A 21,039-nucleotide genomic window follows, 5' to 3' on the forward strand; every position below is an offset into this window, starting at 1 on the left:
GCCGCGGCCGCAAATGCCTATTCGGGAATATGGAGGAGCGGGTTCGCCTGCGCTTAAGTTTGCGCCGCAGCATTCCACGCGGCGCATCATTTTCCGAGCGACAGGATTTCGTTGGCGTTGACGATGGCGCCGGCGATTTCCTCGGTGGTGACGCGCTTGTTCATCGCCTGTTCCCGGATCAGATCGTAAGCCTGCCCTTCGGTGACGTTGCGTGTGCGCATGAGAATGCTCTTGGCCTCCGCGATGCGGCGCGCGCCCAGCAGCTTGCCTTCCAATTTACGCAGGCGGCGCTCGTGCGACTTGATGTCGTCATAGACCTGCCGCGCCACGACCAGGGTGGAGAGCAGCCCGAACGAGCGTACCGGAGACGGCAACACCGCCTTGGCGCCAATGCGCAGCACGGCTTCGACGATCGTTGGGTTCTCGTAGGTGACGATGGCGATCACCATGGGCGCATCCTCGCTCTTGGCCCACTCAAAGCCCAGGTCGATCACATCCGGCCTGACCGCCAGGAAGACCACGTCCAGCCCGTCCGGCAGCGTGGGTGCGGGTGGCCAGAAAGTCTGCACCTGGCAACCGATGCGCTGCAACTGCTGCGTCAGCTGCCTGCCGTCCACGTCGTCGGGATGGTAGACCGCGATGCGCAGCGTGCGCAGGTCTTTCAGAAGCGAGGGCGTCGCGCGCACGACGCGCAGGCGGCTTGCCGGCTCCACCGTCAGCTCTCCAGCGCGCTCAGCGTCGCCGTCCAATCGCCCAGCGAATGCGTGACAAGATACGGATCGGGATGCACTGGCCGCGTCGCCTCGCGCACAATCGTGAACTGCCCCTTGCCATTGACCCTGCCGACCCGTGGATACAGGCAGGTATGGTGGTTGGTGGGATCGATGCGAACGCGCCCCTGCGGCGCCTGGAATTCACTTTGCAGCACATGCGGCAGGATCTCGGCGATCTCGTCGGTGCCCGTGTCGCGGAAGGCGTTGGCGAAGATATGCATCTGGAAGTACGCCGCCTCCCAGCAAAGGTTGGGCACGCAATCATGGCCGAATCGCCGGCGCAGCCGCTCCAGGCAGCGCCGGTTGATGGCGGAATCGATGGATTGAAAATACGGTGCGGAAGTGAAGTGCCCCGCCGCCACCTCGGGCTCCATCTGCGAAATCTCGGCTTCTGAGGTCGTCAGGCTGGCGATGGGCATGACCTTGGGATCAAAGCCCGCATCCGCGTAGGCACGGTACAGGCACGCCGTGGAGTTACCCACCACGGTGGAAAAAATGAAGTCCGGGCGCTTGTTCCGAATGTCGTCCAGAATCTCGCGGTAGTCGCGCTCCGTCGCGGTCAGCGGCAGATAGCGTTCGCCCAGCTTGGCGCTGTCCTGGCGCTGCAACACCAGTTCGCCCATGATGCGGTTGGATTCATACGGGTAGATATAGTCCGAGCCGATCAGATAAACGCGCGCGCCAAAATTGGCCGTCATGAATTCCGCAAGCTGCACGCTGTTCTGGTTTGGCGCGGCCCCGGTATAGATGATGTTGTTGGAAAACTCGAAACCTTCGTACAGCGTCGGGTAGAACAGCAGGCGGTTCCATTTCTCGACAATAGGCAGCACCGCCTTGCGGCTGCTGGACATGTAGCAACCGAAAATGACGTTGACGCGGTCCTGCGTGATCAGCTTTTCCGCCAGTACGCTATAGGTGGCCGGGTCGGACCTGGGGTCGTAACGCACGGGAACGATTTCGCGGCCGTCGACGCCGCCCGCCTCGTTGATCTCGTCAATGGCCAGCAGCGTGCCCTGCAATTGCGAGCGACCGATGGTGGAGGTTGCCCCCGTTTCCGAGAACAACACGCCCACACGGATAGGATCTTTGTTTGCCATGGTCGGGACACCCGCTGGCGCGGAGGTCAGTCCTTTGTCGAGGTCATCAGTTTCAGCGTAGCGCCAAGCGGCGTCAACACGTGGATTCCTGGGGGTCAGCCCGCGCTTGCGCGGGCATAGCCACGGGCCAGCGCGGACGCCAGCGCGGCGGGACTCGTTACGATCTGGTAACCGCGAAAGCCGAACATCTCCCTTAGCCGCGGCTCCGCGCGAACATCCAACGCCACACAATGCACACGCAAGCCCAAGTGGCGCAACGCCAGCACCGCCTGGCGCACGTCGTCCACCAGGTAGCGCGGGTCATGCACGTCCACGTCCGAAGGCTCGCCATCGGTGACGACGATGATGGCTCTTCGCTCGACCGGGGCGCGCAACGCCAACGCGCCAGCGTGGCGCAGCGCCGCGCCCAGGCGCGTGGAGTAGCGAGCCTGCGCGGCGCCGATCCGGCCCAACGCGACAGGCGTCAACGGTTCGTCGAAATCCAGCAGGCGGTAGTAGCGCACCTGGGCCCGCGTGTCGGAACAGAAGCCATGCACCGCGATCCGGTCGCCGGCTTGCAGCACCCCGCGCGCCAACAGCGTGGCGGCCCGCTTCTCCACGTCCAGCACGGTGGTCCCGGCCTGGGCCGTGCTGTCGTTGGCGGACGCCGACAAGTCCAGCAGCACCAATGTGCCGCCTGTGCAATCCTGGCGGCCTGGCCGCATGAAGAAACGCGGGTCCGGCGCCAGGCGCAGCCTGCGGTCGATCAGCACTTCAATCGCCGCGTTCAGGTCGATGTCATCACCTTCCCACTGGCGCCTCAACCGCCGCGCGCGGTTCAGCCGGTGCGACCGCGACAAGGCCAGCCGCGGCTGGGGGCCGCCGGTCTCCCCTGCGCCCGACCAGCCCGGTTGCGTCTCGATCACGGTGCACCAGTCCGGCCGGCTGCGCTCCAGCTTGTAGTCCCATTCGGGATAGCAGTAGCGTCCCAACTCCGTGTCGGCCGCCGCTTCCGGCGGGCTGCCCTCCGCGCCCGGCGCGGCCTCGCGCGGTTCGAGGGCCGTGCCCTGGCTGCCCAGCGCAAGCGCCTCGGGCGGTTCCATCGGTTCGCCGTAGTCCCATAGATAGGCGTTGTCGTCCCGGTACGGGACCGGCACCGCGTACTGATGGGGATTGAAGCGCACTCGCATCTGACCCAGATCGTTCGCAAGCGTCGACGCCAGCCGACGAAACGCCGCCGTGTCCGACAGGTCCACGGCCTGCGCCTCGAACAGCGTCCGGGCCTTGTTCACCCAGTGGTTATCGTCGCGTAGATCGGGATCCATCAGCAGGCGGCTCATGCGTTGGATCAACGCCGTGAACCCAAGGTCGGACGGATCGGGCGGCGGCGGCACGAACGGCCGGAACCAGCGGCGCACGCCGGGGTGGGCAGCCGCCAGCAGGCGCTCCACCCGCGCGTCCTCGATGGCCGACACCACGGCCACGCCCATGGGCTTCAGGCTAAGCACCGGTTGCGCGGCCGGCGAATAGCGCAGGTGCGCGGCCGCGTGCGCCGCCGCGGCGCAGAGCAGCGCCGGCAACTCCGGGCCCGGCGCCGCTGCCAGGCCATCGGGCATCAACAAGTGCGTCGCCGTCAACACCGGGCGCGGCGCGGGCGCGTCCGCCGCCGGTTCAAGCAGCGGCTCCACCGAGATCCCTCGGCCCGACAGTCCGCACAGCAACCACGACAGGCCCGGCTGCACGGGCAGGATGGCGCGCATGGTCATTCAAGGTTCGCGTCGATCAGCGCCCGCAAGGCCGCCGCCATGTCCGGGTCATCGGTCAGCGCGCGCGTCATGGTCATTTCGCAGCTCTCCGCCGGGCTGACGCCATCGCGGATGAGGATGCCGGCGTAGATCAGCATGCGCGTCGATGCCCCTTCGTCCAACCCATGGCGCTTGAGCTCACGGGAACTATGCGCGATGCGTACGAGCCGTTGGGCCAGCGCGAAATCGATGCCCGCCTCGTGCGCCACGATCCCCGCTTCAAGCTCCGCCTCGGGATAGTCGAATTCCAGGGCGACGAAGCGCTGCCGTGTCGAAGGCTTGAGGTCCTTGGCGCTGCTCTGGTAGCCCGGGTTGTAGGACACCACCAGCTGGAAATCCGGATGCGCCTGCAACACCTCGCCCTTCTTGTCCAGCGGCAGGATGCGGCGCGCGTCGGTCAGCGGGTGGATGACCACCGTCGTGTCCTGGCGGGCCTCGACGATCTCATCCAAATAGCAGATGCCGCCATGACGCACGGCGAGTGTCAGTGGACCATCGTGCCAGGCGGTGCCGTCTGCGTCCAGCAGGTAGCGGCCCACCAGATCGGAGGCCGTCATGTCTTCATTGCACGCCAGCGTGACCAAGGGGCGGCCGAGCTTCCAGGCCATGTATTCCACGAACCGCGTCTTGCCGCAACCCGTGGGGCCTTTCAGAATCAGCGGCAGCCGATGCGCGTAGGCATGCTCGTACAGCGCGGTTTCCTGGCCCGTCGGGCGGTAGAACGGTTCTTGCGCAATCCGGTAGGTGTCGAGGGCAGACGGCACGGTTCGTATCCTATGGAAAGGACCGGCCGCCATGAAGCGCGGCCGGTCTGCGGGAGATGGCGGAAATAACGGAACGGGACGTACGACGGCTAGCGATGCTGCGGCGGCTCATTGGGAATGCCGTCCATCGGGCATTCCGGCGTGCCCACGGTGGATCGAGTGAAGGACTCGACCATCTTGCGCGTGCCCTCTGGGTCGTTGATCCAGTTCGCGTAGAAGTTGTACGGGCATGCCGCGACGCCGTTCGCGTCCTCGCCGGAATTTATTTTTCCGGTGTAGCCACGATGCACCAGCTTGAAGAGATGATTCTGCGACTGCATGTTCTTGCGCGCGTCGCGGATCAGGCTGGTCGATAGTTCCGCGTACTGAATGCCCATGCTTTCCTCGCCGCATTCGCCAAGCGTGCGGCCATCGAAGCCAATGATGGCGGAGTGGCCAAAATAGGAATACACGCCGTCGAACCCCGCCGCATTGGCCACCGCCACATAGACGTTGTTCATCCAGGCCATGGCCTTGGAGACCATCACCTGTTGATCCTTGGCCGGATACATGTAGCCCTGGCAACGGATGATCAGCTCGGCCCCGCGCATCGCGCAGTCGCGCCAAATCTCTGGGTAGTTGCCGTCGTCGCAGATGATCAGGCTGATCTTCATGCCCTTGGGGCCATCCGACACATACGTGCAATCGCCGGGGTACCACCCTTCGATGGGCACCCAGGGCATGATCTTGCGGTACTTCTGCACGATCTCGCCCTGGTTGTTCATCAGAATCAGCGTGTTGTAGGGCGCCTTGTTCGGATGTTCTTCATGCCGCTCCCCCGTCAACGAAAACACGCCCCACACATTGGCACGGCGGCAGGCCTCGGCGAACACCGCGGTTTCCTCGCCGGGGATGGCTGAGGCGGTGTCGTACATTTCCTTGGCGTCGTACATGATGCCGTGCGTCGAATACTCGGGAAAGATCACCAGGTCCATGCCCGGCAGGCCGCGCTTCATGCCGACCACCATTTCCGCGATCTTGCGGGCGTTCTCCATCACCTCTGCCTTGGTGTGCAGCCGCGGCATCTTGTAGTTCACGACGGCCACGCCCACGCAATCGTTGCTGCTGGAGATGTCTCCGTGTCTCATGGCAATGCTCCTCGTTGGTTAACGGTCATACCGTCAGGAAAGATCGGACTTTGTCCTGGTCCAGATTGGAACGGCAGTCTTCATGCACAATGCGGCCCCGGTCGATCACCAGAAAGCGGTCAGCCAGGTCCAGCGCAAAGCCCAGCATCTGCTCTGACACGACGATGGCGAAGCCGCGCTCTTCTCGCAGTGCGTTCAGCGCCCGCGCGATGTCCTTGATGATGGACGGCTGGATGCCTTCGGTTGGCTCGTCCAGGATCAGCACGCGCGGATCGGAGATCAGCGCGCGAGCGATCGCCAACTGCTGCTGCTGACCGCCCGAAAGGTTGCCGCCCTTGCGCCGGCGCATTTCGCGCAGCACCGGGAAAAACCGGTACAGATATTCCGGCACGGCCTTGAGCCCATTGCGCTCGGCGCCGGTCATGATGTTTTGCTCGACGGTCAGGTACGGGAAGATCATCCGCCCCTGTGGCACGAACGCCAGCCCGTTGCGCACACGTTGATAGCTCGCCAGACCCGTCAGGTCCGCGCCGTCCAGCCGGATGCTGCCGGACCCGGTGGGCAGCATGCCAATCAGCGCTTTGAGCAAGGTGGTCTTGCCCATGCCGTTGCGTCCCATGATGGCCACCGACTCTTTCGGCGCCACCTCGAAGCACACGTCTCGGATCACGTGGGATTCGCCGTAACTCACATTCAATTTGTCGATCCGGAACACGTTGGCCTCCTTGTCAATGGCCCAGATACACGTCAACCACGCGCGGGTCCGCCTGCACTTCGGCCGCCGTGCCTTCACTGAGCACGCGCCCCTGGTGCAGCACCGTGACCTTATGGGCGATTCGCTTGACGAAATCCATGTCGTGCTCGATGACCACCACCGATTTCCCGGGCGCGATGCGCGCCAGGAGTTCAGCCGTCTGCTCACGCTCGCGCGGGCTCATGCCGGCGACGGGCTCGTCCAGCAGCAACAGTCGTGGGTCCTGCATCAGAAGCATGCCGATCTCCAGCCACTGCTTCTGTCCATGGCTCAGACGGCCCGCCTTCTCCTCCAGCCTGTCCCCCAGGAATACCTGGACGGCCATGGATTCGATGCGCGCGCGGATGTCGCTCGAGCGCCGAAAGCGCAGGGACCGGATCACACCGTGCGCATTCGGCAGCGATATCTCGAAGTTCTCCAGCACCGTCAGGTCCTCGTAGACAGATGGGGTCTGGAACTTGCGTCCGACGCCGGCCCGCACAATGTCGAACTCAGGCATCCGCACCAGGTCCCGGCCCTGGAACATCACCCGGCCCGAAGACGGCCGCGTCTTGCCGCAGATGATGTCCAGCAAGGTGGTCTTGCCCGCGCCGTTCGGGCCGATGATGACGCGCAGCTCGTCCTGCGCCACGGACAGGCTCAGCCCGTCCACCGCGCGAAACCCGTCGAACGACACGGTCAGGTCCTCGACCGTGAGGATGGCGCCGGCGCCCGGGCTGTCGTCGCTCATGCTTAGGTCCATGCTGGCGGATTCCTGCATATCCAGTGCGGCGCTCATCGCGCGCTCCCGGCCGAGCGACGCGCCTGGATCTGGCCGAACACGCCGGCCAGGCCGTTGGGCATCGCAACGACCACCACGATGAAAATAGCGCCCAGAAAATAGAGCCACACTTCGGGGAAGGTCTCGGATAGATAGGATTTGAGGAATCCGATCAACAAGGCGCCCACGACCGCGCCCGGTATCGACAGCCGGCCCCCTACCGCCGCGTAGATCACCATCTCGATGGACGCCACCACGCCGATCGCGCCCGGGGAAATCAGGCCAACCTGCAACGTGAAGAAGGCGCCGCCAATGGAAGACAGGACGGCGGCCACGCAGAACACGCAGGCTTTCACATGCGCGGTGTCATAGCCCGAGAAGCGCACGCGATCCTCGCGGTCGCGGATGGCGATCAGGATCTTGCCCAGCCGGCTTCGCACGACCAGCAGCGCGGCCAGCATCGCGGCCGTCAACGCCACGGCCTGCACCAGATAGAGCACGAGCTTGCTGTCGTCGCTCACGATGTCCCAGCCCAGCAAGGTACGGAAATCCGTGATGCCATTGGCGCCGCCGGTATCGCCTTGCTGGCCGATGATCAATACCGTCAGCGTCATCGCCAGGGCCAGCGTCACGATCGCGAAGTACACCCCGCTGACCCGCTTTCGGAAGATGGCCAAGGAGAATAAATAAGCGGCAGCGCCCGGCAGCGCCACGATGAGCAGCAGCGTCAACGTCAGGGAGTGAAACGGTTGCCACCACACCGGCAAGCTGTCCACGCTGCTCCAAACCATGAAATCCGGCAGCTCCGGCGCGGAGGCTTCAAGCTTCAGGAACATGGCCATCATGTAGCCACCCAGCCCAAAGAATATCCCTTGCCCCAGGCTCAGCACGCCGCTGTAGCCCCAGGTCAACACGATGCCGATCGCCACGAAGGCGAACGCCATGTATTTCCCGACCAGGTTGAGCCGGAACGGATCCAGCGTCAGCGGCAGCACAACCAGGATCAGCAGCGCGACCAGCAGGATCGCGATCTCCTCTGTCTTGCGGTGCAGTGTTTTCATCGCGTCATCCCCGCGTCTTGGTGGCGAACAGCCCGTTCGGGCGGAAGTACAGAACCACGATCACCAGCACCAGGATGGTGACCTTCGCCATCGAGCCGCTCATCAGGTATTCCAGCGTGGTCTGCGACTGCGCGATGGCCAGGCCCGAGAAGGCCGTGCCCAACAGGCTCTGCACCCCGCCAAAGACCACGACGATGAACGAATCGACGATATACAACTGGCCCGTGCCCGGATTGGTGGAGCCGATCATGGTGAACACGCAGCCGGCAATGCCCGCCAGGCCCGATCCCAGCGCGAACGTCAGCGCGTCGATCCGCTTGGTGTTGATGCCGACGGCGCCCGCCATCGCCCGATTCTGGGTAACGGCCCGCACCCGCAAGCCCCAGGCGCTGCGGTAAAGCAGCAGATAGACGCCCGCCGCCACCAGCAAGGTCAGGCCCAGGATGAAGATCCGGTTCAATGGGAATTGCAGATCGGGCGTGGGCTCCCACGCACCGCTCAGCCACGAGGCCAGCGGCACGCTGACCTCTTGCGCGCCGAACACGGAACGGTAGGTCTGTTGCAGGATCAGGCTGAGCCCCCAAGTGGCCAACAAGGTATCCAGAGGACGGTTGTAAAACCAGCGTATGAAGCCGCGCTCAAGCAAATAGCCGAACGCGAACGTCGCCAGGAACGCCAGGGGAATGGCTGCGAACAGATAGACATCCATCCACCCGGGCGCCCAGCGCTGGAACATCACCGACACCAGGTAGGTCGTGTAGGCGCCCATGGCCATCAACTCGCCATGCGCCATGTTGATGACGCCCATCAGACCGAACACGACGGCCAGACCGATCGCCATCAGCAAGAGAATGCTGAACAGGCTGATCCCGTTGAAAACCTGCATTGCCGCGATGTCGATATTCATGATCACGTTCCATGCGCCGGCGGCCGGCCTGCGTCCGTTAGAGCTTCGGGAAGGGGTTGGGCTCGACCAGATCGGCCGATTCCCATACGACGTCGAATTGCCCATCCGGCCGGGCCCGGCCCACGCGCACCTTCTTCCAGACGTGGTGATTCTTGTCATGCACGCGCACGGTGCCCTCCGGCGCCTGCAAGGTCAGGCCCCCTGATGCCGCGATGACCTTGTCGGGATCAAACGACCCGGCCTTCTCCACGCCCAGCTTCCACAGGTAGACGCTGTTGTAGGCCACCTCCATCGGGTCTCCGATGACGCGGTCCTGTCCGTACTTCGCTTTGAACGCTTTGACGAATTTCTCGTTGGCCGGATTCTTCAGGCTCTGGAAATACCCCATGCAGGCGTAATAGCCCGCCGCATTGTCCTTGCCTATCCCTTCAATTTCGTTCTCGGACACCACCGTTGACAGCAGCACGACCCGCGTGCCATCCAGGCCGGCCGCGCGCAGTTGCTTGTAGAACGCCACGTTGGAACCGCCCACCACCGTGCTGTAGATGCACTCGGGCTTGGCGGCCTTGATCTTGTTGATGATGGAAGAGAACTCCGTGTGCCCCAGCGGCGCATATTCTTCGCCCACCACCTTTGCATCCATGCGCGCGATGGCCGGCTTGGCGATCTTGTTGCAGGTGCGCGGATAGATATAGTCGGAGCCGACCAAGAAAAACGTCTTGCCTTTCTCGCGCGCCATCCACTCGACGGCGGCGATCACCGACTGGGTGGCTTCCTGCGACGGATAGAACACGCGGGCGTCCTGTTCCTGCCCTTCGTAGTACGTGGGGTAGTACAGCAGGCCCTTGCTGCGCGCCAACACCGGCAGCAGCGCCTTGCGCGACGCCGAGGTGTAGCAACCCACGATGGCAGCGACCTTGTCGCGATCCAATAGCTTGCGGGCTTTTTCGGCGAACACGGCGTTCTCGCTCGCGCCATCTTCGACCACCGGCTCGATCATCTTTCCCATGACGCCGCCTGCGGCGTTGATCTCTTCTATCGCCAGTTTCTCGGCGTCGACCAGCGACGCCTCGGCGATCGCGATGGTGCCTGACAAGGAATGCAGCAAACCCAGCTTCACGGTATCTTGCGCAAACACCTGCCGGGGCAATGCTGCCATCCCCGATGCGGCGCTCAACAGAACCATGGAGCCGCTGTGCTGCAGAAAGCGGCGGCGGTTGTATTCGCTCATCGATGCGCTCCTGTGTGTTTCAGAAGGCAAGCCTGCGGCCTGGCTGTCCGGGATTGGACAACCGCCTTGGGCAGCCACATCACGACGAAAGCCGTCCGCCCGTTGCGCGCTCGTTTCTTTGGGCAAAGCTCCGCCCATGGCGCACCGATGCGCCATTCAAAAGAAGACGATTTACAAACGGAAAACAAAAAGGCCCGAGCCGGAAATTCCGGCTCGGGCCTTTTTGCCCTACGCCTGACTGGCAACACTGGCAGTCGGCGAAAATTGGATGACGATCTTGCGTCTGGAATGCATTCTGAAGAAGCGCGAAGCGCTATGCCATGCGTATTTTCCCCTATCGAATGCCAATTCGCGCGCCAATCACGGCAGGCGGCGGATCACGCTATTCGCATACATCGGACCCTGCACGTGGTGCCCCGTCATGACGTTGGTCTGGTAGCGCTGCATGACGCCGCCCAGCGTGGCGGGGTCCAGCAACGCACGCATCGTCGCGAAGCCCGCCGAGTCCACGCGCTCGGGCGCTTTGCCTTTCGGATACAGGCGGCGCTTGCTGTCCTCCATCGGCGCTTGCAGCACGCCGCCGCTGGCCGTCAGGTCCAGCACCAGCTTGCCCTCGCGCTCGCGCGCCGAGCCCTGCGCGCCCAGTTCGGCATCGTCCAGCAGCAGGCTGCCGGTCAGCATGTAATCACCCGAGGGCAACGGCTGCACATACAACCGCAAGGTGTAGGGCGGTTCGCCATTGCCATCGTCGATCGTCCAACGATATTCACCCGCGGATAATGCCGCGGATGCGATAGCGGGCTCGGCCGCCTGAGCGCCGGGCGCGGGCGTCGCGGCATGCGCGAACTGAGCCGTGCACAGCCATGTCCCCAAGGCGGCGGCGCGTAGCGCCTGTTGCAAGGAAATCTTCATCGTTTTTTCTCCTGGTTGGATCAGTACTTGACGCGCATGTTCAACATGACGCTGCGCGGTTCGCCATAGGCATTGCCCATGTCGGCATTGCCCAGCCGCTGGTAATAGACCTTGTCGAACAGGTTGTTCACATTCAGTCCCAGCGACACGTGGTCACTCACGCGATAGCCGATCCGCGCGTTCCAGATGGCGTAGCCGCCCTGCGACACGCGCACCGAACTGCCGCTGACCGGTCCCTGCACGGCGCTTTCGGTATAGACGCCGCTCTTCACGTTCACGCCGCCGCCCACGCTCCAACGGTTCCACTGACTGGGCAGTTGATAGGTCGTCCACAATTGGAAGATGTGCTTGGGCGTGAAGGTACGGAACGGGGCGCCTTCGTTGTCGGCGTCCTTCAGGTAGCGCGTGGTGTTGAACGTGTAGCCGCCTGACACTTCCCAACCGGGCGCCAGCCGGCCGGAGACTTCCGCCTCGAAGCCCTGGCTGCGCACCTGTCCGCTGGACTGGTAGCAGCAATCGCCCACTTCCGGATAGTTGGGATCGCTTTGCGCGCGATTGCGTTCGGTGATGCGGAACAGGGCAAACGAGGTGTTCAGGCGGCCTTCCAGCCATTCGCTCTTCACGCCGGCCTCGTAGTTGGATCCGACCACCGGCGGTAGCGACCCGCCATCCGCAGTGCGCAGATCGCTTTGCACGCGAAAGATGTCAGCGTAGCTGGCGTAGGCGGTCCAATGGTCGTCGATGTCGTAGACCAGGCCGGCATAAGGCGTCATCCGGCCATGCTCGGTGACGGCCGGATCCGTCACGCCGCTCATCAGGTTCTCGCTCTGCGTGCGCCACCAGCTCATGCGCGTGCCCAGCACCAAGGTCAGCGGGTCCGCCACTTTCAGACGCGCCATCGCGTAGACGCCGGACTGGCGCGTCTTGATGTCGCTCTGGCTGCCCCACTGCGGATCGGCTGGCTCGGGATAGTCGTTGACGTCGTAGTGGAAGACGTCGACCGGCCGCGGCGGAAAGCCCGGAAGCGAATAGGCGTTGTAGGACCGCGCGCTACGGTCGTACCAGTTGCCCCCGAAGACGAGTTCGTGGCGCCGGCCCAGCGCATCGAACGCGCCGGTCACCATCAGGTCGATGCCCAGTTGCCGGTTGCGGTACTGGTTGCCGCCGCCGTATAAGCGCGGCCCCTGCCCGGTTGCGCGATCCACCGCGCCACGCACATAGGCGTACTTCAGCTTGCTGGTCTCTTCGGCCTGGTTGACGTTCAGCTTGACCGTCCAGTCCGACGAGAACTTGTGCGCCAGTTCAGCGAAGATCTGCGTGTTCTCGAAATCCCAGCGGTTCCAGTCCGCGCCCAGATACGTGCCGCGCGTCAGCCCCAGATCGCCGCCGTCCTTATAGCGTGGCATCTGCATCATGAACGGCAGCCAATCGCGCTGCTGATAGCTGCCGCCCAGCGTCAGCAACGTATCCGGCGTCAGGTCAGCTTCCAGGATGCCGTAGTAGGCCTGCTTCTGCGAATTGGCGACGTCGTAGAAATACTTGCGGTCTTCATAGGCAGCGGCAACGCGGCCCCGCACCGAACCCGATGCGTTCAACGGCGACGACAAGTCCGCTTCGCCACGATAGTTGTCCCAGGAACCGGCGCTGGCTGATCCCGAGAACTGGAATTCACGTGTCGGACGCTTGCGGACCAGGTTGATCACGCCGCCCGGCTGGCCTGCGCCGTTGAACAGGCCGGCCGCGCCGCGCAGCAGCTCCACGTGGTCGAACATGAACAGGTCGGGCTGCGCCCACGATGCGCCGCCCGTCTGCATGGGCACGCCGTCGTACTGGAAATATTCGATCTGGAAGCCGCGTGAATAGAACTGCGGAATGGCCGCCGTGGCCGCCAGGTCGATGGTGATGCCGGGGGTCTGCGCCATGGCATCTTCCAGCGACGTCATGTTCTGGTCTTCAATGCGCTGGCGCGTGATGACCGACACGGATTGCGGAATCTCACGCAAGGACAACGGCAGCTTGCCGCCGATGGTGACGCTGGGCGCGGTGTAGGACTGACTGCCTTCCGTGACGCCCGCCTCCTCGCCCCGCACCGTCACCGGCGCCAGCGTGGTGGTGTCCGGCGCGGTCTGGGCCCCGGCGGCCGCTGCCAGGCCGAACATCATGGCACTACGCCCCAGCCAGACCGCGCCGCCCGCCCGCGCCCCACCCCGCCGAGCCGGCCGGCCCCCGCCTGTCTTGATACCCACAATTCCCTCCGGTGATCATCTTCAAATAAGACTGATAATCATCTTCAACTGAGGAGTCGCGGGCAATCGAAAAGGCTTTCGATTTCTGGACTAAGGCTTTCGTATTTCGGCGGCCGCCTCTTGCAGTGCCTGCCAAAGGCGGTTGGCGACGGGGCCTTGCGGGCGGTCGCTGCGCCGCGCGGCGACCAGTTCCTCGATACTGCCGGGCAGATGGCGGCTGGCGATCGACACCAGCCGGCCGTCGCGCAGTTCGTCCTCGATCAAGAAACGCGGAAGGTGGCCCCACCCCATGCCTTGCAGGATGACGTCCTTCTTCATGACCTGATCGGGCACCGTACATTGCGGGGCGCCGTCCACCATGAAGTAGTCGCGCGGCGGGGTATGGCGTGCCGTGTCACGCATGACGCATTGCGTGGCATCGCGCAGTTGCCGCAGGCTGATCGCGCGGCCGCGCGAGGCCGGCAGGAATCCCGGCGCCGCCACGGGAACGAAGGGCACCTTGGCCAGATCCAGCCATTCGATGCGCGGATCGCGCTTGTCCACGCGGTGCAAGATCAGGTCCGCCTCGCCATCCAGCAACCGTTCCGCCGGCCCGCCAACGGCTTCAAAGTGCAGGTGCAGCCGGGTACCGGGACATTGCGCGAAAAAGCGGCTCAGCACGGTCAGCATCCAGGGCCGCGGGCAGAGGTCTCCGATCACCACGCGCAGGTCGCTTTCTTCGCCCATCGCCAATTGCGCGGCGTGCGTGCGCAAGCCTTCCAGTTCGCGCAGCAAGCCTTGCGCGCGCTGGCGGAAGGATTCCCCCGCCGGGGTCAACCGCACGCGGTAGCCGCTGCGGTCCAGCAAGACCAGATCCAGCTGGCGTTCCAGTTTGGCCACGGCCGCGAACACGGCGGGATGCGAACGATGCAGCGCCGTGGCCGCCGCCTGAAAGCCGCCAGCCCGCGCCACGGCATCGAAGCATTGCAGGTCGTGCAGGGTGAAGTCGCTCATGTCTGTTTTCCTGACAATGACTGTGCAGACTTTGTAATTTCTTCCGGATTGCGGCGCAACTACGCTTTGCCTCATCCCATCCGACAAGGCAGATCCTTCATGCAAACCCTTTCTTTCTTCACCACTGGCGATGGCGTCCGCATCGCCTACCGTCTGGACGGCGACGCCAGCTTGCCCACGCTGATCCTGTCCAACTCCATCGGCACCACGCTGCATATGTGGGACAGCCAGATCCCGGCCCTGTCCCGGCACTTCCGCGTGCTGCGCTATGACACGCGCGGCCACGGCGCATCCGGCGTGCCGGCGGGCGCCTATTCGCTGGACCGGCTTGGCCGCGATGTCGTCGAACTGATGGACGGCCTGGACATTCAACGCGCGCATGTCCTGGGGCTGTCGCTGGGCGGCTTCATCGCGCAATGGTTGGGGGTGCATGCGCCCGAGCACATCGACCGCCTGATCCTGGCCAATACCTCGGCCTACCTGGGCCCCGCGCCGCAATGGGACGAACGCATCGCCGTCACCCTGCAAGCGCCTGACATGACGGATACCGCCAACACGTTCCTGGGAAACTGGTTCCCCGCCCCCATGCTGCAAGCGGGCGGCCCCGTCATCGACACGTTCCGCAGCATGTTGATGAACACCGACAAGCACGGCCTGGCCGGCGCGTTCGCGGCGGTGCGGGACATGGACTTGCGACGCACCATCGCCTTGATCGATCGGCCGACGCTGGTGATCACCGGCCGGGACGACACCGTGACGGCCGCCAGCCACGGCGCAGCCATCGCGGCCACGGTGCCGAACGCCCGGTTGGTGGAACTGGCGGCGGTACACCTGTCGAACATCGAGCGGCCCGACGAATTCATGGACGCGGTGCTGGGGTTCCTGCTGCCGCGATGACGCGGCCGCGCCGCATCAACGCAATGCGCTGGGACTGGCGTTGAAGCGGCGGCGAAACGCCACCGAGAAATGCGCGGGCGCGTAACCGACATGCCAGGCGGCCTCGGAGACGCTCAGGCCGCCGTTCAGGATCAATTCGCGGCCATGCGTCAATCGCGCCTCTTGCACGCAGCGCGCCATGCTCAGGCCGAACGCACGCTTGAATGCCTGATCCAGCTTGCGCGTGTGCAGGCCAAGGTCGCGCGCCAATTCCCCTGCCGAGGGCGGCTGACGCAGATCGGCCAGCAGGCGGCGACGCGCTTCATGCGCCGCGTCCAGTTCGCGGGCGGCGTGTTGGACAGTGGGAGAGATGGCATTGCCGGTGGCGCTTTGCGTCGCTTGTGCCAGCGCCACCGCCGCCAGCTCCAGCCCCTTGGCCGCCAGATAGAGATGGCGGGCCGCACCGTCGTAGGCGCAGACCCGCACCTGGTCCGCGATGCGGCGCGCGTCGCGCCCGGCCACACCGTGCCAGATCACCGGACCCCCGCAGGTTGGTCAGGCATCAATCGTTGGAAGAAGTCGGGCTCCACGCCCAGGTCGGACCACAGCGCGGTGTCGGGCAGGCTGACCATGGCGTATTGCTGGTCCACGCCGGCCTGGAAGGCATCGGCCCCCTGAGCGTGTCCGGTATTCCATGCCAACAGCAGCGTAGGTCCGCGCAAACGCAGCGGGCTGCGGTCTTCGATCCGGCTATGCACATGGCCATCCAGCAAGATGACCTTCAGGCCGCGATGCAGGGGTTCGTCGCGCCATTGCGTCGCATTGCGGCGGAACGCGCCGGCGCGGACGGCGCAGCCGCCGGGCAGATTCAAAGCCGCGTCAATGCGGTGGTGTTCGGCGGCGGCACGCAGGGAGGGCATGGACGTAACGGGGCTTTATTTGAGAATAATTATTATTACCCAAATGGCCGCATCTGTCCCGATCGCGCTATCCCGATCGCCTCTGCCGCGACCGCATCTGCCGCGATCGCATCTGCCGCGATCGCATCTGCCGCGATCGCATCAGTCCCGATCGCATCTGTCCAGACCGCATCCGCCCCGTCCGCATCTTTCCCGTCGAGGCGATGACCGTCTGCGACGCGGGCCTCCGTGCGACCTACTCCCCTGCCCGCTCCCACCGCCGCTGGATCGCCTTGGCCGCCACCACCCCGTCCGCCATCGACGTGACGACGCAGGGATGCATGCGATGCGCCACCTCGCCCACGGCGTAAATGTCGGGCACGCTGGTTTCGGCGGTCGCGAAATCCGTGCGGATATAGCCACGTTCGTCGCGCGCCAGCTGCAAGCCATCGGCGAAAGCAGCTTGCGGCTCCCAGCCATAGAAGACCAGGATCAGGTCGTACTGCTGGCCATCCACGCTGCGCCGCGCGGGGTCCACCACATAAGGGCCGATGCGCACGCCTTCGCGGCCCGCGCGCGTCACCCATTGTTGTTGGGCGCGGACGCTGCGGGCGTACAGATGCACGGCGCGAGCGCCCCGGTTGCGCACATAGACGTAATTCTCGAACGCATTGTCCCCGCCGCCCAGCACCGCGACCGACAGGCCGGAGTAATCCTGCGCGACGATGGGGGATCCCGGGCCAATCAGCACGCCGGGCCACTGCGCCGACGGAGGATGATCCGGCAAGCCTTTGGCGCGCACGCCCGAAGCAATCACCAGGGTGCGGCCACGCACCTGGGTCTGGCCGCCGTCCAGGCCGGTCAGGGTGGCCTGAATGCCGCCCTTGCAAGGCAGCACGCCCGTCACACGGGTTTCCAGGCGCAACGGGACGCCAGCCGCGCGCACGCTGGTCTCGATATTGGCCGCCACCTGCTGCCCCGTCACCCCGGGCAGCACGGCGATCCAATCATCGGCGAACGGATTGTCATTGCCCAGGCCTCCCAGCCGGGCACTGGCCTCGACCAATACCGGGGACAGGCCGAGCCGGGCCAGCCACAGGGCGCAGGAAGCGCCGGCCGGGCCGCCGCCTACAATGACCGCATCGTGCATCTGTTGCATTTCACCCCTTATTGACTGCACCGGCGTCGTCCGCGACGCCCTGACATGGCTGAATTGTAGCCAGCGCACCGCCCCCGACCCGCTGTCGCCTTACAATTCCGGCTATCCCACCCAGGTTTTCATCATGCCCACACGCCGCATCATCCTTTCCGGGCTTGCGCTCGACGCCCGCATCGGCATCCTCGAGCACGAGCGCCGCGCCACCCAGCCCCTGCACGTCGATGCCGAATTCGACGTGGATATCCAGCGTTCGGTGGACGACCACGATATCCACAGCGTGCTGGACTATCGCCGGCTGCGCGAGGCCATTGTTGAAGAATGCACGCAGGCACATGTGAACCTGATCGAAACCCTGTCCGAACAAGTCGCCGCGCGCCTTTTGGCCGACTTCCAGGAAATCCGCTCGTTGCGCCTGCGCATCAGCAAGCCCATGGCCTTTTCCGACTGTGCGGCGGTGGGCGTGGAAATCCAGATCAACCGCTGACCATGAACGATATTGCTCCCCCTATCCGCTTTCGTACCGAAGCGGAAGAAAAAGCCCGCCACGAAGGCAACAAGCTGACCAAGCGCCTGGCCCGCGAAACCACGCGCGCCCTGTCCGACTACAACATGATCGGTGAAGGCGACCGCGTGATGGTCTGTCTGTCTGGCGGCAAGGACTCGTATGCCATGCTGGACATCCTGCTCCAGCTGCAAAAGCGCGCGCCGTTCAAGTTCGAGCTGATCGCCGTCAACCTGGACCAGAAGCAACCGGACTTTCCCGACCACATCCTGCCCCAGTATCTGAAAGAACTGGGCGTGCCCTTCCACATCGAGACGCAGGATACGTATTCCATCGTCACGCGCGTGCTGGAAGAAGGCAAGACGATGTGCTCGCTTTGCTCTCGCCTGCGCCGGGGCATCCTGTACCGCGTTGCCTCTGAACTGGGCGCCACCAAGATCGCGTTGGGCCACCACCGCGACGACATCCTGGCCACGTTCTTCCTGAACCTGTTCTACGGCGGCAAGGCCAAGGGCATGCCGCCCAAGCTGGTGTCCGACGACGGCCGCCACACCGTGATCCGCCCGCTGGCCTATGTGGCTGAGACGGACCTGATCGCCTACGCCGAGCTGAAACAGTTCCCCATCATTCCGTGCAACCTTTGCGGCTCTCAGGAAAACCTGAAGCGCAAGGAAGTGGGCCGGATGATCAAGGATTGGGACAAGCAGCACCCAGGCCGTTCGTGGAACGTGTTCAACGCCCTGTCGCGCGTGGTGCCGTCACACCTGATGGACCGCGACCTGTTCGACTTCGTGGGCCTGAAACCCACGGGCGTGCCGGACGCCAACGGCGACACGGCATTCGATGCGGTGGACCCGGACGAAGACGGCGACGACGCCTGTGGCGACACGCCAGCCGTGCTGGAACCCGGCGCCATCGTGGAAAAGAAAGTGGTGTTCACCCGGGCAGGGTGAACACGAGATAACGCTTCGTGCGCCGTAGGATGGGTGTAGCGCGAGAGATTGAAGACAAAAACTCGATCTCAAGCGCGCGCAACCCATCAAGCAGCGTCACAATTCTTGGGGGTGTCAGCCACACCAAAACCCATCAAGCAGCGCCGCAATTCTTGAGGGTTTCAGCCACACAAAAACCCATCAAGCAGCGTCTCAATTCTTCATCGGTTCAGCCACACCACGACCCATCAAGCAGCGCCGCAATTCTTGGCGATTTCAGCCACAGCATTGCCGTTGCTTGATGGGTTGCGCGCGATGGGCGTTGGCGTTCTTATCCCCAATCTCTCGCGCTACACCCATCCTACGATCTTGCCGAAGGTTGCTGCGTCTGCTGTCTCAGGCGTTCAGTACCCGGATCGGTTTGCCTGCCTGGAACGCCTTCACGGCTTCTAGCGCGTTCTGGTAGAACGCCTCAAAGTTCTCGCGGCTGACATAGCCCAGATGCGGGGTCAGGATCACGTTGTCCAGGTCGCGCACGGTATCGGTGGGCGACAGTGGCTCTTCGGGGTATACGTCCAGGCCGGCGCCCGCGATGCGGAACTTCACCAGCGCGTCCATCAGCGCGTCCTGGTCCACCAGGCCAGCGCGCGACGTATTCACCAGATAGGCGGTGGGCTTCATCGCGGCCAGCGCGGCGGCGTCCACCACGTGGCGACTGCGGTCGGACAGGATCAGATGCAGGCTGACGACGTCGGACGTCGCGAAGAGCTCGTGCTTGTCCACGCGCTTGACGCCAGCGGCCTCGGCGCGTTCGTCCGTCAGGTTGGGGCTCCAGGCCACCACGTCCATGCCGAACGCCAGGCCTACCTTGGCCACCGCGGCGCCCAGCTTGCCCAGGCCCAGCACGCCCAGCCGCTTGCCGGCCAGCGGCTCGGGCATGGCGGTTTGCCACATGCCACGGCGCATGGCCGCGTCTTCGGCGGGCAAGTGCTTGAACAACCCCAGGATGTGCGCCCAGGCCAATTCGGCGGTGGCGGTGTTGGCGTCAACGCTGCCGGGTGCGCCGCACACGACGATGCCCTGCGCGGAGCAGGCCGCCATGTCGATGGCGTTGTTGCGCATGCCGGTGGTGACAAGCAGGCGCAGCTTGGGCAGCGCGCGGATGCGTTCGGCGGGAAACGGGGTGCGTTCACGCATCGCCACGATCACGTCGAAGGGTTCCAGCGTGGGCTCGACCTGCTCGTCGGGAATGAAATTATTGAAGATCTGCACCTCGGCGTCACCGCCCAGCGAGGTCCAGTCCGCATAGCGCTGGGCTACGTCGTGGTAATCGTCGAGAATTGCGATTTTCAAGTGTTGTCTCCGGGTGGGCATGGCGCCTGTTGCGCCAGCCACCCGGCCGGCGCGCATGGCGCCGGTCAGTTCAAGCTTGCTTTGAGTTGGTCCAGCGGGATGGCGCCGCTGACGCGCGAGCCGTCGGCGAAGAACAGCGTGGGCGTGCCGCGCACCATCAACTTGTGGCCCAGGGCCAGCAGTTTGTCTTCGGGCACGTCGCAGTTGGCGGTCTCGGGCTTCTTGCCGCGCACCATCCAGTCATCCCAAGCCTTGCCCTTGTCCTTGGCGCACCAGACGTCGCGCACCTTCACCTTGGAGTCGGGCGACAGGATCGGGTACATGAACGTGTAGACGGTGACGTTATCCAGGTCTTCCATGGTCTTGCGCAACTGCTTGCAATAGCCGCAGTTGGGGTCTTCAAAGATCGCGACCTTGCGCGAGCCGTCGCCCTTGACCTGCTTGATGGCCAGGTCCAGCGGAAGCTGGTCGAACGAGACGGCGCTGAGCTTTTCCTGCGACTCGCGGGTCACGTCGCGGCGCGTCACGGCGTCGATCAACGGTCCTTCCATGACCCACGTGACTTTTTCGTCCGTATAGATCAGGTCCATGCCCAGTTGCACCTCGAACAGGCCATACGGCGTGCGGCGCACGGTTGTGACGTCCATGCCGGTGAAGCGCTGCTGGAAACGTTCCTTCACGGCGTCCGCAACCGGGTCTATCTCCGTGGTGGACACGCTTTTCTCACCCTTGCCAGGCTGTCCCACGGATTGCGTGGAAACGGCCTTGTCGCCCTTGGCGGGCGCCTGTGCCAGCGCCGTGGCGGACAAGCCCAAGCCACCGGCCAGGAAACAAGCCGCCAGGGTGGCGGAGATGCGGAATGTCATTCGTACTCCTGTACTTATCGTGTTCTTTGGGAGAAAGCGTAAC

At 64.3% G+C, this 21,039-nt stretch carries 21 protein-coding genes; 3 read left to right on the top strand and 18 right to left on the bottom strand.

Going from position 1 to position 21,039, the window contains the following annotated elements:
• Positions 1–86: 86 nt before the first annotated feature.
• From HV753_RS16190 to HV753_RS16250, 13 genes are all read right to left on the bottom strand, one after another.
• Entirely contained in the window at positions 87–713 is a 627-nt protein-coding gene (locus tag HV753_RS16190) for an ANTAR domain-containing response regulator (protein ID WP_175175534.1), read from the bottom strand.
• Between the two features lie 2 nt (positions 714–715).
• Complete coding sequence (locus HV753_RS16195; protein ID WP_175175535.1) at positions 716–1,870, bottom strand: transporter substrate-binding domain-containing protein; 1,155 nt, start codon at positions 1,868–1,870, stop codon at positions 716–718.
• Positions 1,871–1,965: 95 nt separating this feature from the next.
• On the bottom strand, positions 1,966–3,615 hold the full coding sequence (locus tag HV753_RS16200) for a nitric oxide reductase activation protein NorD (protein ID WP_175175536.1): 1,650 nt from the start codon (positions 3,613–3,615) through the stop codon (positions 1,966–1,968).
• On the bottom strand, positions 3,612–4,451 hold the full coding sequence (locus HV753_RS16205; protein WP_175175537.1) for a CbbQ/NirQ/NorQ/GpvN family protein: 840 nt from the start codon (positions 4,449–4,451) through the stop codon (positions 3,612–3,614). The genes HV753_RS16200 and HV753_RS16205 overlap by 4 nt, the downstream gene beginning before the upstream one ends.
• Positions 4,452–4,507: 56 nt before the next feature.
• On the bottom strand, positions 4,508–5,545 hold the full coding sequence (locus tag HV753_RS16210; RefSeq protein WP_175175538.1) for an aliphatic amidase: 1,038 nt from the start codon (positions 5,543–5,545) through the stop codon (positions 4,508–4,510).
• Between the two features lie 25 nt (positions 5,546–5,570).
• On the bottom strand, positions 5,571–6,260 hold the full coding sequence (gene urtE / locus HV753_RS16215) for an urea ABC transporter ATP-binding subunit UrtE (protein ID WP_175175539.1): 690 nt from the start codon (positions 6,258–6,260) through the stop codon (positions 5,571–5,573).
• A gap of 13 nt (positions 6,261–6,273) precedes the next feature.
• On the bottom strand, positions 6,274–7,029 hold the full coding sequence (urtD, locus tag HV753_RS16220) for an urea ABC transporter ATP-binding protein UrtD (protein WP_175176180.1): 756 nt from the start codon (positions 7,027–7,029) through the stop codon (positions 6,274–6,276).
• A 44-nt stretch (positions 7,030–7,073) separates the two neighbouring features.
• On the bottom strand, positions 7,074–8,120 hold the full coding sequence (gene urtC, locus HV753_RS16225; RefSeq protein ID WP_175175540.1) for an urea ABC transporter permease subunit UrtC: 1,047 nt from the start codon (positions 8,118–8,120) through the stop codon (positions 7,074–7,076).
• A 4-nt stretch (positions 8,121–8,124) separates the two neighbouring features.
• Positions 8,125–9,027: an urea ABC transporter permease subunit UrtB gene (gene urtB, locus HV753_RS16230; protein WP_217481479.1), complete on the bottom strand. Its 903-nt coding sequence runs from the start codon at positions 9,025–9,027 to the stop codon at positions 8,125–8,127.
• Between the two features lie 37 nt (positions 9,028–9,064).
• Positions 9,065–10,258, bottom strand: coding sequence for an urea ABC transporter substrate-binding protein (gene urtA / locus HV753_RS16235; protein WP_175175541.1), 1,194 nt, complete (start codon positions 10,256–10,258; stop codon positions 9,065–9,067).
• A gap of 360 nt (positions 10,259–10,618) precedes the next feature.
• The gene (locus HV753_RS16240) at positions 10,619–11,170 is read right to left on the bottom strand and encodes a hypothetical protein (RefSeq protein ID WP_175175542.1); all 552 of its coding nucleotides are present in this window, start codon (positions 11,168–11,170) and stop codon (positions 10,619–10,621) included.
• A 20-nt stretch (positions 11,171–11,190) separates the two neighbouring features.
• Positions 11,191–13,416 carry a TonB-dependent siderophore receptor gene (locus HV753_RS16245; RefSeq protein ID WP_175175543.1) on the bottom strand — a complete coding sequence of 742 codons (2,226 nt, stop codon included), beginning with the start codon at positions 13,414–13,416 and terminating at the stop codon, positions 11,191–11,193.
• Between the two features lie 90 nt (positions 13,417–13,506).
• On the bottom strand, positions 13,507–14,409 hold the full coding sequence (locus HV753_RS16250; RefSeq protein ID WP_175175544.1) for a LysR family transcriptional regulator: 903 nt from the start codon (positions 14,407–14,409) through the stop codon (positions 13,507–13,509).
• Between the two features lie 99 nt (positions 14,410–14,508).
• Between HV753_RS16250 and pcaD the strand changes: the two genes are divergently transcribed.
• Positions 14,509–15,306, top strand: coding sequence for a 3-oxoadipate enol-lactonase (gene pcaD / locus HV753_RS16255; protein ID WP_175175545.1), 798 nt, complete (start codon positions 14,509–14,511; stop codon positions 15,304–15,306).
• 15 nt (positions 15,307–15,321) lie between these two features.
• On the opposite strand, the gene HV753_RS16260 is transcribed toward pcaD, so the two are convergent.
• The 3 genes from HV753_RS16260 to HV753_RS16270 all read right to left on the bottom strand — a co-directional run bounded on the left by HV753_RS16260 (position 15,322) and on the right by HV753_RS16270 (position 17,343).
• Complete coding sequence (locus tag HV753_RS16260; RefSeq protein WP_175175546.1) at positions 15,322–15,822, bottom strand: helix-turn-helix transcriptional regulator; 501 nt, start codon at positions 15,820–15,822, stop codon at positions 15,322–15,324.
• Positions 15,819–16,205 (bottom strand): hypothetical protein, encoded by a 387-nt coding sequence (locus tag HV753_RS16265; RefSeq protein WP_175175547.1) that lies wholly within the window; start codon positions 16,203–16,205, stop codon positions 15,819–15,821. Before HV753_RS16265 ends, HV753_RS16260 begins: the two co-directional genes overlap by 4 nt.
• Before the next feature lie 235 nt (positions 16,206–16,440).
• Positions 16,441–17,343 (bottom strand): NAD(P)/FAD-dependent oxidoreductase, encoded by a 903-nt coding sequence (locus tag HV753_RS16270; protein ID WP_175175548.1) that lies wholly within the window; start codon positions 17,341–17,343, stop codon positions 16,441–16,443.
• Positions 17,344–17,467: 124 nt separating this feature from the next.
• Here HV753_RS16270 and folB point away from each other — a divergent pair, with 124 nt between their 5' ends.
• Together folB and ttcA are read left to right on the top strand one after the other, a co-directional pair.
• Entirely contained in the window at positions 17,468–17,827 is a 360-nt protein-coding gene (gene folB / locus HV753_RS16275; protein WP_175175549.1) for a dihydroneopterin aldolase, read from the top strand.
• Between the two features lie 2 nt (positions 17,828–17,829).
• The gene (gene ttcA, locus HV753_RS16280) at positions 17,830–18,798 is read left to right on the top strand and encodes a tRNA 2-thiocytidine(32) synthetase TtcA (RefSeq protein WP_175175550.1); all 969 of its coding nucleotides are present in this window, start codon (positions 17,830–17,832) and stop codon (positions 18,796–18,798) included.
• A gap of 375 nt (positions 18,799–19,173) precedes the next feature.
• Here the strand turns inward: ttcA and HV753_RS16285 are convergent, their stop codons facing one another.
• Positions 19,174–20,130: a D-2-hydroxyacid dehydrogenase family protein gene (locus HV753_RS16285; protein ID WP_175175551.1), complete on the bottom strand. Its 957-nt coding sequence runs from the start codon at positions 20,128–20,130 to the stop codon at positions 19,174–19,176.
• A gap of 65 nt (positions 20,131–20,195) precedes the next feature.
• Positions 20,196–20,996 (bottom strand): DsbC family protein, encoded by an 801-nt coding sequence (locus HV753_RS16290; RefSeq protein WP_175175552.1) that lies wholly within the window; start codon positions 20,994–20,996, stop codon positions 20,196–20,198.
• Between the last annotated feature and the right edge of the window lie 43 nt (positions 20,997–21,039).

The sequence above is a fragment of the Achromobacter pestifer genome, assembly GCF_902859625.1.
GTDB classification, from domain to species: domain Bacteria; phylum Pseudomonadota; class Gammaproteobacteria; order Burkholderiales; family Burkholderiaceae_B; genus Achromobacter; species Achromobacter pestifer.

Bases quoted from the DNA above. Each gene is read 5' to 3' on its own strand.
- HV753_RS16240 (WP_175175542.1), bottom strand. From the start codon at position 11,170: ATGAAGATTTCCTTGCAACAGGCGCTACGCGCCGCCGCCTTGGGGACA.
- folB (WP_175175549.1), top strand. From the start codon at position 17,468: ATGCCCACACGCCGCATCATCCTTTCCGGGCTTGCGCTCGACGCCCGC.
- urtB (WP_217481479.1), bottom strand. From the start codon at position 9,027: ATGAATATCGACATCGCGGCAATGCAGGTTTTCAACGGGATCAGCCTG.
- HV753_RS16195 (WP_175175535.1), bottom strand. From the start codon at position 1,870: ATGGCAAACAAAGATCCTATCCGTGTGGGCGTGTTGTTCTCGGAAACG.
- HV753_RS16265 (WP_175175547.1), bottom strand. From the start codon at position 16,205: ATGCCCTCCCTGCGTGCCGCCGCCGAACACCACCGCATTGACGCGGCT.
- HV753_RS16210 (WP_175175538.1), bottom strand. From the start codon at position 5,545: ATGAGACACGGAGACATCTCCAGCAGCAACGATTGCGTGGGCGTGGCC.
- urtC (WP_175175540.1), bottom strand. From the start codon at position 8,120: ATGAAAACACTGCACCGCAAGACAGAGGAGATCGCGATCCTGCTGGTC.
- ttcA (WP_175175550.1), top strand. From the start codon at position 17,830: ATGAACGATATTGCTCCCCCTATCCGCTTTCGTACCGAAGCGGAAGAA.
- HV753_RS16250 (WP_175175544.1), bottom strand. From the start codon at position 14,409: ATGAGCGACTTCACCCTGCACGACCTGCAATGCTTCGATGCCGTGGCG.
- HV753_RS16290 (WP_175175552.1), bottom strand. From the start codon at position 20,996: ATGACATTCCGCATCTCCGCCACCCTGGCGGCTTGTTTCCTGGCCGGT.
- HV753_RS16200 (WP_175175536.1), bottom strand. From the start codon at position 3,615: ATGACCATGCGCGCCATCCTGCCCGTGCAGCCGGGCCTGTCGTGGTTG.
- HV753_RS16270 (WP_175175548.1), bottom strand. From the start codon at position 17,343: ATGCAACAGATGCACGATGCGGTCATTGTAGGCGGCGGCCCGGCCGGC.
- HV753_RS16205 (WP_175175537.1), bottom strand. From the start codon at position 4,451: ATGGCGGCCGGTCCTTTCCATAGGATACGAACCGTGCCGTCTGCCCTC.
- urtA (WP_175175541.1), bottom strand. From the start codon at position 10,258: ATGAGCGAATACAACCGCCGCCGCTTTCTGCAGCACAGCGGCTCCATG.
- urtD (WP_175176180.1), bottom strand. From the start codon at position 7,029: ATGAGCGACGACAGCCCGGGCGCCGGCGCCATCCTCACGGTCGAGGAC.
- pcaD (WP_175175545.1), top strand. From the start codon at position 14,509: ATGCAAACCCTTTCTTTCTTCACCACTGGCGATGGCGTCCGCATCGCC.